This is a genomic window from Neobittarella massiliensis (ex Bilen et al. 2018), from assembly GCF_900289145.1.
In the GTDB taxonomy this organism is placed as follows: Bacteria; Bacillota; Clostridia; order Oscillospirales; family Ruminococcaceae; genus Neobittarella; species Neobittarella massiliensis.
Genome location: NZ_OKQO01000003.1, coordinates 122918 through 136690, shown reverse-complemented (window position 1 = coordinate 136690; position 13773 = coordinate 122918). Strand labels below are relative to the sequence as shown.

At 59.9% G+C, this 13773-nt stretch carries 8 protein-coding genes; 2 read left to right on the top strand and 6 right to left on the bottom strand.

Annotated features, from left to right (window positions below; all coding sequences use genetic code 11):
• Window positions 1–31: 31 nt before the first annotated feature.
• Window positions 32–1249, bottom strand: a complete 1218-nt coding sequence (locus C6Y32_RS05100) for a LysM peptidoglycan-binding domain-containing protein (RefSeq protein WP_105204270.1) — start codon at window positions 1247–1249, stop codon at window positions 32–34.
• Window positions 1250–1996: 747 nt separating this feature from the next.
• Window positions 1997–2224 (bottom strand): hypothetical protein, encoded by a 228-nt coding sequence (locus C6Y32_RS05090; RefSeq protein ID WP_129589388.1) that lies wholly within the window; start codon window positions 2222–2224, stop codon window positions 1997–1999.
• Window positions 2225–2430: 206 nt separating this feature from the next.
• Here C6Y32_RS05090 and C6Y32_RS05085 point away from each other — a divergent pair, with 206 nt between their 5' ends.
• On the top strand, window positions 2431–2751 hold the full coding sequence (locus tag C6Y32_RS05085; RefSeq protein ID WP_105204267.1) for a helix-turn-helix domain-containing protein: 321 nt from the start codon (window positions 2431–2433) through the stop codon (window positions 2749–2751).
• Window positions 2752–2883: 132 nt separating this feature from the next.
• Here C6Y32_RS05085 and C6Y32_RS05080 read toward each other — a convergent pair whose 3' ends face one another.
• Together C6Y32_RS05080 and C6Y32_RS05075 are read right to left on the bottom strand one after the other, a co-directional pair.
• On the bottom strand, window positions 2884–3294 hold the full coding sequence (locus C6Y32_RS05080; RefSeq protein WP_105204266.1) for a PH domain-containing protein: 411 nt from the start codon (window positions 3292–3294) through the stop codon (window positions 2884–2886).
• 72 nt (window positions 3295–3366) lie between these two features.
• The gene (locus tag C6Y32_RS05075) at window positions 3367–4026 is read right to left on the bottom strand and encodes a hypothetical protein (protein WP_105204265.1); all 660 of its coding nucleotides are present in this window, start codon (window positions 4024–4026) and stop codon (window positions 3367–3369) included.
• 316 nt (window positions 4027–4342) lie between these two features.
• Between C6Y32_RS05075 and C6Y32_RS05070 the strand changes: the two genes are divergently transcribed.
• Window positions 4343–5701 carry an MATE family efflux transporter gene (locus C6Y32_RS05070; protein ID WP_105204264.1) on the top strand — a complete coding sequence of 453 codons (1359 nt, stop codon included), beginning with the start codon at window positions 4343–4345 and terminating at the stop codon, window positions 5699–5701.
• A 766-nt stretch (window positions 5702–6467) separates the two neighbouring features.
• Here the strand turns inward: C6Y32_RS05070 and C6Y32_RS05065 are convergent.
• Window positions 6468–12263, bottom strand: coding sequence for an isopeptide-forming domain-containing fimbrial protein (locus C6Y32_RS05065; RefSeq protein ID WP_105204263.1), 5796 nt, complete (start codon window positions 12261–12263; stop codon window positions 6468–6470).
• 823 nt (window positions 12264–13086) lie between these two features.
• Window positions 13087–13755 (bottom strand): YczE/YyaS/YitT family protein, encoded by a 669-nt coding sequence (locus C6Y32_RS05060; protein ID WP_129589387.1) that lies wholly within the window; start codon window positions 13753–13755, stop codon window positions 13087–13089.
• Window positions 13756–13773: the final 18 nt, after the last annotated feature.

Here is a 13773-nt window from a genome sequence, read left to right as displayed (position 1 = left end):
TTATAAAGTCTCCTTATCCCGGCCCCACCGCTTAAATGCGGATCGTCTCACCGGCATAGATCAGGTTCGGGTCCTGGATACCGTTTAGCTCCGCCAAATACGACACCGTGGTGCCAAAACGCCTGGCCAGGTCCCACAGTGTGTCGCCCCACACGATGGTATAGTAGCCGTTCCCGATACTGCCGGTACCGCCACCGGGGATAATCAACACCTGTCCGGGAAAGATCAGGCTGGGGTCTTCTATGCCATTGGTCGCCGCCAGCGCCGATACGGTGGTGCCGTAATACCGGGCGATGTCCCACAGCGTGTCGCCCGCCTGCACCGTGTAAGTGCCGCTGCCGCCACTGCCGGTACCACCGCCCTCACAGAGGATGCGCAGCACCTGCCCGGGGTAGATCAAGCTGGGGTCCTGCAGACCGTTTATCTCGGCGATACAGTCTACTGTGGTGCCAAAGTACCTGGCTATGCCCCACACCGTATCACCCGGCTGCACCGTGTAGTCGCAGGTGTCGTGCACCTCCTCGGGCAGCCCGGGGTCAGGTATGATGCTTGAGCCCGAGAGCAGTATCCCGTCGGTAAAGCGGTCGCGGTCCACGTTGCCGCCAATGCCGGGCACGGAGCCGGTGCTGGTGTACTGCCAGCCCACCCAGCTCTGCCAGGCGCCGCTGTCGCCGGGCGCGTCCACACCGTAGTGGGCCACCCACAGCGGGTAGCTGGCCGCCATTTGGGGCGACCACACCGTGCGGGCAGTATAGGCGTTGGAGTAGAGCACCACCTCTTTGCCCGACAGTTCGGCCACTGTCTGGATAAAAGCCTGCCCGATCGCGTTGATCTGCGCTACCGACAGGTCGCCAAAGCTCTCAAAGTCCATAGCCAACCGGCAGTCCGGCTGGGTACCCGAGATTGTCGAGACGAAAAACTGGGCCTGCTGGCGCGCCTCGGCCTCCGAGCGGGCCGTCACATAGTGGTAAAAGCCCACCTGTAGCCCGGCCGCCTTGGCCCGCTGATAATTTTGGGCAAAGGTGGCGTCCACAAAGCCGCTGCCCACACTGGAGCGGATATACACCACCTGGATGCCGGCGGCGCGCACCGCGGCAAAATCGATATCGCCCTGATAACTGCTGACGTCGATACCGGGGTATTGATTGGGGCTGGAGGGGCTTATCGCCGCCGCACCAGGTACCGCAAATATCATGGTCAGCAGCGCCGCCAGCACGCCCGCCGCCCATTTTTTAAATATTTTTTTCATAGATAGGGCCTCCCATAAAAGTGAGAAGTCGCCTCTCACCGGCCCGCGCCACACAGCACGGCCCGGCCAGGGGCTGCCCCATACTATGCACCGCCCCCTCCGCAGGTGTGGCACCCAGCTATTTTCCACCCGTGTCAGCGGATATATAGCCCCCTAAAAGCTCTGGCAAGTCCCCCAAGCTCCCCGCCCCCGGCGCCGATACTGCCCCACCTGCCCGCCAAAATACCGCCGTCGTGCCGGCCAGTCGCTCTGCCCACCAGCCCCACCATCTGCCAAACGCCCCCTGCCCCGCTGTCCCGCTCCCCCCTGCCCCGGTCGGTGGCCCCCGACCGGTCATACCCCGCCGCCACTGTGCCCCCATACACAGGGCACATACCCCTGGCCGCCCCAAACGCCCGCGCCCAATACCGCCTCGCGCGCCGCTGCCATGTGAAAAGCAGGCCGGATTTTCGATCCCATCAGAGTCCCACCAGAGCCTCACCGGTCCTCCATCAATTCCCACCGGTACGCACCGCTCCTCTTTCGCCCGGTAATGCGCTGCCGTTCACAGCCACAGCATCGCCGCACCGTGCCGGCAGCGCGGCAAAAACGTTCTTGTCCGCGCTCCTCTCCCCACCGCATGCCCGTCTGCCGCCGCAGCCCTCCCGGCCCGACCTGTATATCCGCCACAAAAAAAGCGCCCCGCAACCTCTGCGGGGCGCCTGTATACAGCGCTCTATTTACAATGATACATGCCGTCACACCGGCTCACATCGCCGCCAGCAAATGCTCCTTGGCCTGGTCACAGTCGGCAAAGCTGCGCTCCTCACCCAGCAGATAAGCTGCCAGGTCTGCCCACTGGCGCAGCGGGTACTGGGCCGGCTCACACTGCTCCACTGCCTGCCGCACCGCCGTGCGGTGGGCTTTTAAGCGCAGGTCAGAAAGGTACAGGCAACCGGCCTGCCGGGCTATATCCTCAAGCAACTGCCTCTCCAAGTGCCTTTCCCCCATCTCACAGCGCCACACACCGCTGCTGCCGGTACTCTGTCCGCAGTATAGGTGCCGCGCGATCTGTCAAAACTACCTCTTATCCAATCAAATTATACCCTATAAGTTCCGATAATTCAACCCTGTGCGTTCATTTATGATTTTGGTGTGAAAAGGTAGACTAGACTTATCATGTTGAATGGAGACCTGCCATTATGGAATTGGATCTGGTCCAGATGGGTGCCCGTCTGCGCAACAGCCGCATCGCACACGGGTACACCCGGGAGCAGCTGGCTGAAAAGCTGGGGGTCACCCCCAAATTTTGTGCGGATATCGAGCTGGGGAAAAAAGGGATGAGCCTGCGCACGCTCTGCCGCCTCACCGAGGTGCTGCACCTCTCGGCCGATTACCTGCTGTTCGGCCACGGCTCCAGCGGCGATCTGCAGCAGATACAGCAGATCCTGCAGCACTGTCCCCCGCAAAAGCGCCCCCTGGCCCGGCAACTGCTCGAGGTGTTTTTGCAGGCGCTGGAATAGCCTCTCCCCGGCACTTTAGCCCCTTACCGTCCTGTTCACCGCCACACAGCGCCACACCGCAAAAAAGAGAGCGCCCCCGCCGCTTTACCCGGCAGGGGCGTTCCCTTTTCTCTCGGCGCGGTCACGCCGCACTCACGAACCCATCTCGTCGTCCATGTAGTCGTCTTCGTCGTTGTCGCCATCGTCGAGTATCTCGCCCACCCGCATGCGGCGCTCGGCCTTCATCTTTTCCACCTGGCGGTGGATGAGCTCTTTGACCCGCCGCGGGTCCTTGATGTTTTTGAGCACCAAAATGGGCATCGTCTTATCCGACGACTTCAGGGTAATAGTCCCCACCCCAAAAATGCGCTGTCCCAAGCTGATGCGCAGGCTGATATCCCGCACCCGGTACAGCAGCACCTCCTCCAAGTCGGTGCTGAGCAGTCCCTGCTCCAAAAAAATGCGGTCGTCCGACATCAGGTACTTGGTAAAGGTGATGGGCATCCCCAAAATGCGCCGGCGGTCACGCCATAAATATTCAATATCCAGCTCGTCTTTGGCCATGGTGATTCCTCCTCTTGTCGCCGCCAATCCGCGGCTCTCTGCACTGCGTCGAGCACGGGCAGCGCGGTCGCGCTACCAGCGGTTTTTATTCTGGTACTGCCGAAATGTCTTGCGGCTGTCGCGGTAGGCCAGATGATTTTTTATGCGCTGCATCGCGTCCGGCCCAAAAAACAGCAAAATATTGAGCACGCTGATAACGATGGCCGCCTTGGTGGCCCAGCTGCCCATGACCAGCGCATACAAAAAGTACAGCGCGTCCAAAAAAGCCAGATACTTCACCTTCACCGGCAAAAAGAAAAACAGCAGCAGCTCAAAGTCGGGGTAGAGCATGGCAAAGGCGAAAAACAGCGACAGGTTCAGGTACTGGTTGACACCGGTACCGGTGATACAGCCGGCCAGTATCGTGCCCAGCATCCCGCACAGGTAAAAGATATTAAAGCGAAAACTGCCCCACTGGGCCTCCAGCGCGTCGCCGATCATGCAGTAAAAATACAGGCTGATGACCACAAACAGCGGCGACGAGGAGGGCGGCAAGATGGCAAAGGTGAACAGCCGCCAAAATTGCCCCTGCGCCACCAGGTGCATATCCAGATACAGGTACGAGCTAAAAGCCAGCTCCGGCATAAACAGGTCGATCAGATAGACCACCAGCATCAGCCCCGAGATGTAGAGCATCAGCCGCTGGATCCCGCTGCGCCCAAATCGGCGCTCCAATTTGTTGAGCCATTTCAATGTACGATCACATCCTTTAGGCAGTATTATAACAGAGCGCGGGCGCTGTGGCAAATGTCCGCCGCCCCGCCTACAGGTCAGCCGGTCCCCGCCGCCCGGCAGGCAGCGCCGTGTATTTTCTCCAAGGGTTGGCCCCCGCGGTCATATCGCGGTAAAAAGCAGTACATTTTTGTAGGTCTGCCCTGTTCGAGCCGGCTCCAGCAGCCCGCGATTTTGTGCGTTTTTTTAACCGTTGCCCCTAGCCGCCGGCGGTATTTTTTGTTATAATAAGTCCTATTGCGATCTGGCGCAGCACATAAAAAACGGAGGTGCATCTATGACCAAAGACATGACCCGGGGCAACCCCATCAAGCTCATTTTACTGTTTTCCATCCCACTGCTCATCGGCAACATCTTCCAGCAGTTTTACAACATGGCCGACACCGTCATCGTGGGCCGCACCATCGGCGTCACGGCGCTGGCGGCGGTCGGCGCCACCGGCTCTATCTCCTTTTTGGTGCTCGGCTTCGTGCAGGGGCTCACCAGCGGTTTTTCGGTCATCACCGCCCAGCGCTTCGGCGCCGGCGACGAGGCCGGGGTGCGCCGCTCCTTTGCCACCTCGGTCCTGCTGAGCATCGCCTCCACCGCGGTGGTCACCACCGTCAGCGTGCTGGGCGCCCGCCCGCTGCTCGAGCTGATGCAGACCCCGGCCGACATCATCGATCAGTCCTACGCCTACATCGTGTGCATCTTTTTCGGCATCGGGGCCACCGTCTTTTTCAATCTGCTCTCGGGTATCATCCGCGCGCTGGGCGACTCCAAGACCCCCCTCATCTTTCTCATCATCGCCTGTATCGTCAACATCGTGCTCGACTTCGTGCTCATCGTCAACGTACATATGGGGGTAGCCGGGGCGGCAGTGGCTACCGTGGCCGCGCAGCTGCTCTCCGGCGTCTGCTGTCTGGTGTATATGTTCCGCCGTTTTTCCATCCTGAAACTCAAAAAATCAGACTGGAAATTCGATCCCGCCTTTGCCTGGGAGCACCTGCGGGTGGCGCTGCCCATGGCCTTCCAGTTCTCCATCACCGCCATCGGTGTGGTGGTGGTGCAGAGCGTACTCAACGGCTTTGGCTCCACCTCGGTGGCCGCCTTCACCGCCGCCTCTAAGATCGACCAGGTAGCCACCCAGCCGCTGCTCTCTTTCGGGGTGGCCATGGCTACTTTCACCGCCCAAAACTACGGTGCCGGCCATTTTCACCGCATCCGCGAAGGGGTCAAAAAATGTGTGGTGGTCTCCATCGCCGCCAGCGTCCTGGGCGCCGCCGTGGTCATCATCTTCGGCGGGGCGCTCACCCGGCTGTTCGTCGGCAACGCCGCGGCCGAGGTCATCTCCCTCTCCCGCACCTACCTCACGGCGGTCTCGCTGTTTTACTGGGTACTCGGCCTGCTGTTTATCTTCCGCAACACCATGCAGGGGATGGGGCGGGCGCTGGTGCCCATGTCCGCCGGCGTCACCGAACTGGTGCTGCGGGTGGTGGCCAGCTTCACTTTGGCCAAGGCGCTGGGCTATCTGGGTGTCTGCCTGGCCTCTCCCCTGGCCTGGATCGGCGCCGCCGTGCTGCTGTGCATTTTCTATGTGCGCACCATGCGCACCATCCCCAACGAGGACGAACCCGCTCCCCCCACCACAGTCTAGATCATCTACCCCCCACCGGGCGGCCCGCAGCCGCCCGGTGTTTTCTTTTTCCGTCATCCCCGCCCACCTGCGAAGTCGCTTTCCCGCCAGCCCCCCAATGGCTCTTTCCCCCAACACCGGCTCTGCTACCGGTCACTCTCCCGGCAACATCCCCCCTACCTGCCCCCCACACCCTACACACACATCACATTCCCCAAAATATCCAGCCCCCATCACGCCCCGGCCAACCGGCAAACTGCCCCACTTTACCCTACCACACAGCCCTCTCCCTCCCTTCAGCTCAGCAGGGCCGCAGTCTCTGTCCGCACCGCACCCGATAAAAGTCGCCCATCCCCACTACACCCCCCTCGCGCTCCCCATCAGGCTACCTCGGTGCCGCCCCACAGCCCCCATCCTATAGCCGGTCTCCCGCCCGCCAATTCCCCATAAGCCGTATCTCTCCCACCGTATCCACTGCCCCACAGCCAGATCAAACAGCCCCGCCAGGTTCTCCCTATAACGCCGCCCCATCCAAATGGCCGCTTTTTTCCGACCTGCCGCTCTCGCAGGCCCCCGCGCCGGCAGCCATCTGCTACTTGACCGGCCAGTCCCCACGGCGAGCCGCCTGAAAGCCGCTGCCGTATCGCATGGGCTTTTTTCCAACTTTTCTGCCGGCGCATCTGCAGCGTGCCGAGATCGCCGCCCCGACAGAGACCCCAAAAAGAGCGGAGAGAGCACCCGCTCTCCCCGCTCTTCAGTCGGTAAAGATCTGTTTCCTACTTATTACTTAGTTCTCGCGCTCTTTTCGGCGTGCAGCTATCCAAAAGAACACCGCACCAGCGGCAACAGCCGCCCACAAGATCGCTGCCTGCCACCCGGCGTCACCGGTATCTACCCCTTTTTGGGCGTCTACCGGGTAGCGCACAGAGGCACTGGCCGTGGGGCCGGTATCACTTCGCTGCCCATCCGGGTCGGTCCCCACCGCCTCGGCGGTATTCACCAGCTCTCCCTGCTCCTGCATCTCGGCATCGCCGGGGTCATACACCGTCGTCTTGTAGGTCAAGGTGTATTTTTCTCCGGCGCGCAGCAGCGGGATCTGCACTTCGATCGTCCGCTCCCAGATATCGTAACAGTCAGCCGGCACCTTTTCGGTGTGGCCGTCCGGGTAGGTCAGACGCATGCTCCCCCTGTCCAGATCCAGACCCGCCGGCAAATAATCAAAGATCGAGACGTCTCGCCAGGTCGAGTAGCTGGTGGGGTTCTCCAAAGTCACGGTATATATCAGCGCGTCATCCAGGTGCGTGTCCCCATCGGGCCGCCCCGGCTGCTCCACCGTCTTATCCAGTATCGGTTCAGGGTCGGCCGGTAATACCTGCTCGTCCCCGGGGTACACCTTGTCGCTGGTGGCAAGCTCATCTGCCTCTATCGGCCACTCGCCCGGCCTCAGCGTATCGCCCGGCTCATAGGGGTACTCCTCTGCATTCCCCCAGTGGCCCGGCTCGCCGTCCGCGGCGGGTCGGCCGCCATAGGCCTTACCGGTATTGCCGATATCGCCGGTCAAGGCGTCGGCCGTCACCGTCACCTCAAATGTTAGTTCATACCGTTCGCCGCCGTAAATATCGCCCACAAATACTGTCAGCGTGCGGTCATCGGTGTTGTACGCCCCGCCGTCCAGCATTTTTCTGCTGCCGTTAGGGCCTGTCAGGTAAATACTGTCCAGGTCGATATCCAGCCCCTGGGGCAGCGTGTCTGTGATCGCCACACCAGTCCATACCGAGCCGTCGCGGCTGTTTTCAGCCCGCAGCACATACCGTATCCGGTCACCGATCTGCACCTTGCCGCCGCTGTCGGTCAGGTCTGCCGCGGTCTTGGTCAGGTGCCCGTTGGGGTAGGCGATCGGCTTGGCGCTGCCGTCTCCATTCGGGGTCACCGTGGGAGAGGTGGCGCTGCCGTTGCTGCCCGCAGCCTGGGCGGTGTTCGAGAGGTCCCGCCCCTCTGTGGCCCCGGGTTCAATAGACACTTGGTTGATGAGCACCTCAAAGGTCAGCACATAGGTGTCTCCGCCCAGCAGCGAGCCGATCGGCACACACAGCAGCCGGCTGCTCTCATCATAGCACGAACCGTCTATCTGCACCGCCTCCTCCCCGTTTTTCGACAGGTAGATCGTGTCGGTGTCCAGCGTCATCCCCCTGGGTATGCGGTCTTTCATCACCACGTCTTTCCACAGTGAATTCTGCTGGTTGTTTTTGGCCGTAAGCGTATAGGTCAGCCGGTCTCCGGTCTCGTTGCCGTCGCTGCGGTCTCCATTCACCACACCTTTTCCCAGCTCCGGCTGTACCGTGTCCACCCGCACGAACTCCACTACCACCTGGTGGTCCTGCTTGATATCGGCAAAAGCGTGGCTGCCCGCCGTCTTGCCCCGGTGATCGGGGTATTCCTTGCCGTCCACCGTCACCCGGTACACCTCATAGCCCTCGGCCGCCTGCCACTGCACCTTGTAGTCGCTGCCGCGTTCCAGCACCGCCGAGCCGGTTATCGTGCCTTTCACCCGGTCGATGGCCGTATCTACGCGGTACTTTTCGCCGCTCTCCGCCTCGCTCCCCGCGTCGTCCCGCGCAAATATCACCTCCACCTTGTGGTTGGCGCCAATCGTCAAAAATTCAGTCTTATCCGGCAGATCGGGCTGTATCAGTCCGTCCACCCGCACTTCTTTTACATGCCAGCCATCTGCCGGCTGCCATGTCACTGTGTGGTCGTCTCCCTCCTTTACCGTCGTGCTGGGGGTAATGCTCCCGGCCCCCGTCTGTGCGGTCTCCACCACAAAACTGCCGTCCTCCGGGTGCTTTGGCCCCTGGCTGTCTCCGTCCTTGGCAAACACTACCCCGACTGTGTGGTCGGCGGTTATGTTTTCCAGCGTGTGGCTGTCGGTGCCCAGAAGGTCATCGCGCACCTGTCCATCCACGATCACGCTGGCCAGGTGGTAGCCTGGGGCCGGTTCCCAGCGCACTGTAAAGCTGTCTCCGTCGGCCACAGTACCGCCGGCAGTAACGGTCCCCAACCCGCCGACGATTTGTGTCGATACCCGGTGCAGGTCCGGCTGTGCACCGCTGTCGGCGGCAAAATACACCTCTACCGTGTGGTCCCGGCCAATGTTGGGGAAGTTGGCCGCCGTTGCCGCACTCTCTACCCCGTCGATCACGACCTTTTCCACCCGGTGGCCGCTGGGCGCCGTCCAGTGCACACTGTGATCTGCCCCTTTTTGCACGATGGTGGTGGGGGTCATGTTGGCCATCGCGGCGTCTGTCAGCCCGTATACCGCAGTAGACACTGTGTATATCTCTTTTTTCTCCGGTTTGGCGCCGTTGTCCTTTTCCAGCGCCACCTCCACCAGGTAATTCTGGTCGATATTTGTAATGGTAAAGCTGCCGGCCTTCAGCAGGTCGTCCCGCGCCGTCCCGTTTACCAACACGCCCACCACCCGGTAGCCCTTCGGCACCGTCCAGCCCACCGGGTAATCGCTGCCGGGGTCCAAAGCGCCGTTGCCGGCGGTGATGGTCGCTCCGCAGTCACCGGTAATCGCCGTCTGCACGCTGAAGGTCCCCGCCGGGGCCTCGTATTTGGCCTTTACAAAAGTCACGTGGATGGTGTGGTCCTCCTGTATCTGCTCAAAGGGGTATTCGCCCGGGGTGCCGATAACGATGCTCCCACTGCTGCGGGCACTGCGGTAAGCGGCCCGTCGGGCAGTCCCCGTTTCGGGGTAATAGGTCCTGGTGTCGTCCACCGTCACATCCAAAACGGTCCACCCCTCCTGGGCCGACCACTCTACCGTATAGTCCTCCCCTCTCTTGACCACCTTAGATTCCGATATGCTGCCGCCCCCCTCTTTCGAGGTGTCCACGCGGATCAGCTCATCCTCCGGTATGGTGACTACACCGGTCTGCTCCTTGCCGCTCAGCTGCACCACTACCCGGTAATCCTGGCCGATATCGGTGAGGTCTACACTGCCGGCAGCGGCATCCACGGCAAAGCTGTCCACCCGGTCTCCCTGGGCGTCGTATACCGTCACCGATTTGACGGTGTAGTTCTTGCTGTCCCCCAGCACGGTCTTTACCGCATATGTTCCGCCCGCCGGTACCCACGCCGATGGAGTGATGCTCCCCGGCCCGCCGACCAGTTCCGTGGTCACGCGGTAGGCGCTCGGCGCCTCATTTTCCTTTGCCAGTTCGATCTCAACCCGGTGGTCGCTCGCCACCTTGTCAAAAGTCACGCTGCTTTTCGCTTGCAGGTCGGGGCGGCTGGCGCCATCTATCCGCACTGCTTTTACAAAATAGCCGGGGGCCACCTTCCAGCTCACCCGATAATTTTCCGTCTGCGGGCTGTCTTTCGCCAGCCGTGCGCTGGGGGTGATACTGCTGGCGCTGCCGCCGCCAATGAGCATCGTCTCCACACGGTAGTACACTTTTTCTTCCGCGGCAGCATCCCGCTCAAATTCCACTAGCACATGGTGGTCGGTGTCGATAGCGGCGATCGTCAGCTGTCCGCTGTCGTCCGGCGTCAGCTGCCGGTCGTCCAGCCATACCCCTTTTACGTGGTAACCCGGGGCCGGCTGCCACTGTACAGCCACGTCACTGCCCACTAAAAAGGGGCTGCTCTGTCCCGCGGCCGTCTGGGCCGTCACGGTCCCTTCACCCCGCTGCCCCAGCGTCACCTGCCAGGTCTTTATCCATTTGGCGTACAGCTCTACCGCCTCTTTTTCGGGCATCAGGGGGAACACGGTCTCGCGGGTCACCACCTCGCCGCTGCCATCGGCGCTCTCATACCAGCCGCCAAACGCATAGCCTGCGCGCGCGAGACTATCAGTAAACCCGGCCGGTCTCCCCTCACTGGTGAGCAGGGTACTGGTCTTTTCGTCACTGCCGTCATTGCGGTAAAAATTCACCTGTCGCGCGCTCACATCGATCTTTAAAAGCAGGTCCTCGCTCACATTGCCCGACCAGTCCACCGCAAAAGCATGCATGTAATAGGTCTTGCCCGGTACCAATTCCCCGGTGTCATAAGTCACCTTGTCGCCGGCGTTAGATGCCCTGAGCAGGTCGCTTCCCGCCACTGTCGGTTTGGCAGCCGCCGCGCCGCTCTGGTCCACCCCGGTGACGATGTATCCCTTCAGGCCCGACAGAGCCGTCTGGTGAAAAGCCTGGTCGATAGCTTCACCCGAAGACCAGATAGTCGTGTACTCCTGTTTGTCCAGTTCCGAGTTGGGCTCTTCCTGCGGGATGCCGAGCACCCGATAGGCATAATCTGTTCCGTTGTCGCTCGAGCCGCTCAGCATCACCTGTGCCGAATATCCGGTCAGCCCCGCATTGGGTGTAATGGCCGTCACCTCTCCCTGGGGCTTGTCCGGCGCCGCATCATCTGTAAACGAAATATCTGTCGTCTCATTTTTCTGCGTCGTCTGCGCTAGGTAGATCAGCGTATTGGCCAGTATTTTCTTTTCGTCAGTAGTGGCTTGCCCATTCGAATGCCCCGTCTGAATCATTGCCGTATTTCCATGGGTAGTGAGGTACGCCACATTGGTGGAGGTCTCGTGGTCGACGATCCCATCCAGAGGTGCTCCAGCTGCACTTGAAAATTTCATCCACACCTGGTTGCGCAGGTTTCCCTCCGCGTCAGTTCCCCCAGACTGCTGCCCCAGCGCATGCGCCAGCGGGATCTGCAGCGTTTTGCCCTCCAGGTCCCAGGGCCGGCTGGTCAAAAACCCGGTATTGACCACCTTCACATAATTTCCCCCAGTCGTAGCCATGCTCCAGCCGGCGTTCAACGTGCTAAAGTTGAGGTACTCTGCACCGGCAAACTGGGCAAACCCCACATTGTTGCTGCGAATGGTGTCGTGGCCGAACAATGCGCCGCGTCCGGCAGCTAAAAATTCCTTTACAGCCGCCGTCCCCGTCGCAGATAAGTCTATACTGTTGTTACTGTCATACGAGCCAAACATCAGTACGTCATATTGATAAGCGCCGTCTGCGCCTTTCAAATAGCTGTTCGGGTTGCTGTTAAAAGAAGTCAGGTCTACCGGCGTCACCGAAATAAGCCCCATACCAATGGAGACATCTTTGTGGGTCAGTGGATTTTCCGCCGTATCGGTCTCCATCCACTGTTTTAAATTATTGCCGCTACCCGGGTATAAGTTGAGCACTCTCACCTTGGTGGCCGTGTCCTCCACGTCCACAGCCGAGCGGGTCTCCCACTTGCTCCAGCTCCCATCTGCCGCTTTTTTCGACTGCCACAGCTGATAGGCATAGGGGCGGCTGGGGTCCACTAGATCCTGTCCCGGCTGCATCGGGTTTTCAAATGGAAAACTCCACTCCAGCTTTTGCGACAGCTTGCCGTCGCTGCCCACCGTGTAGTAGCCGTTCAGATTGATCGCGCCCCGCTCATACTGGGGCGGCTCATATCCCTCCGGCACGTCCTCCGCTGTGCCCACAGTCCCGCTGTCGGCTGCCCAGGCAGTCACCGGTACCAGCGGTACAAAAAGAGAGAGCACCAAAGACAGCGTCATCAGCAGTGACAGAGTCCGTTTTTTCATTTTGTCCACTCCTCATTTTTTGTCTATACTGACAATCTATGGGTTTTCGTTCACAGATCTATTTTGTTCAATAAATGTAAAAAAGCTGACCTGCACTATGCAGGTCAGCCAAAAATCTCGCGCTGATTTGTAATTGGTATTATGAACGAAAACCCATGATTTACTTGTATATAGTTTAGCACTATAACTAAAAATGTCAAGTTTTAACAAAAATCCATTCATTTTATCTATTCTATTGTGACCACATCGGTTTTTACCAGCCCGCAGTCTGCACGCAGTCAATAGGCAGCCGGCGCACAGTCAGCGCGCGTCCCACACGAGACCAGCATAAAACCAGCCCAAAATCAGCCCAAAATCAGCACACAGACAAGGCGCCCCTCCTCTGTGATCTGCCGTCTCTATCAGGTCATCGCGCTATCCGTCGCACCAAAACGCCGCCCCGCCGACCGTCATTTTTATCTACATCTGTCCCCCCCTGCACAACTCCGCTATTTGAAGCTGCCGGCGCCATTCAGTCCCCTGCATATATAAAGTGAAGTATCACTTTTGTGCACCTGGCTCGGTCTCATCTCCCCCCGGGCCACTGCACCACCGCACCGCGTCCCATCCGTCTATGCCGTTTTTAAATATCATCTGCTCTCTTTTTATAAAGGTCTCCCGTCTCGCAGCGCCCCGGGTCTTCCTCAGCCCTTACTGCCGCTCCAGCCCGGCTGCGCCCCAGCTCCTGTCCGCACCGCCATTATTTGCCCACACAAAAAAGCTCTGCCCGGCACATACGTCCGGGCAGAGCTCTCACTTGATTTGGTCGTTTTTTCTACCGCGCTCAGCTGTTTTCAGCTGTGCTCGCGGCGGGTTTTATCCCACACCACTTCTGAATAGTGGGCGCTATACGCGGGCGGACGATGTCCACCCCTTTACCCACACAGAAGGTAGCCACCAGCGTGCCAAAGCCCCAGGGTGCGCCCATGAGGATGGCGATGACGAACATCACCCCGTAGGTGATGTACAGGCCCCAGCCATAAGTCTTGTGCAGCAGCTTTTCGCCGATGGTGATAGCGATCATGTCTAGCGCCTGGATGCCCAGGTCGATGGGCAGATAGTAAGCCAGCGTCACGATGATCACCAGCGTGCCGATGATCGGGAACAGGTAGCGCACGACCGGATTGCCCTCCAGTCCGTTGGGGAAGATCTTCTCAAACAGCGCCAGCCACAGGTTGATGAACGGCCCCAGTCCAAACGAGAACACGATAGAGCCCACGTGGATCATCTTGCGGTTGATAAACAAAAAGATGATCAAAATACCGATGTTGCAGGCCATGGAGGAATACCCCATGGGGATGCCGGTGCGCAGGCTGATGCCCTGCTGAAAGCTGGTAAACGGGTCGCCGCCCAGGTTGGCAAAGGTGTACATCGCCACCCCCAGCGCCATCACCGGGATATCCGGCAGCATGACCAGCGTGCGCCGGATGATGTCTTTCATTCTGTCGCTCATTGCGGTTAACTCCAAACT

What these genes read in the sequence shown, in the direction of transcription:
- C6Y32_RS05060 (WP_129589387.1), bottom strand. Translation starts at nt 13,755, where the DNA reads ATGAGCGACAGAATGAAAGACATCATCCGGCGCACGCTGGTCATGCTG.
- C6Y32_RS05065 (WP_105204263.1), bottom strand. Translation starts at nt 12,263, where the DNA reads ATGAAAAAACGGACTCTGTCACTGCTGATGACGCTGTCTTTGGTGCTC.
- C6Y32_RS05080 (WP_105204266.1), bottom strand. Translation starts at nt 3,294, where the DNA reads ATGGCCAAAGACGAGCTGGATATTGAATATTTATGGCGTGACCGCCGG.
- C6Y32_RS05070 (WP_105204264.1), top strand. Translation starts at nt 4,343, where the DNA reads ATGACCAAAGACATGACCCGGGGCAACCCCATCAAGCTCATTTTACTG.
- C6Y32_RS05085 (WP_105204267.1), top strand. Translation starts at nt 2,431, where the DNA reads ATGGAATTGGATCTGGTCCAGATGGGTGCCCGTCTGCGCAACAGCCGC.
- C6Y32_RS05100 (WP_105204270.1), bottom strand. Translation starts at nt 1,249, where the DNA reads ATGAAAAAAATATTTAAAAAATGGGCGGCGGGCGTGCTGGCGGCGCTG.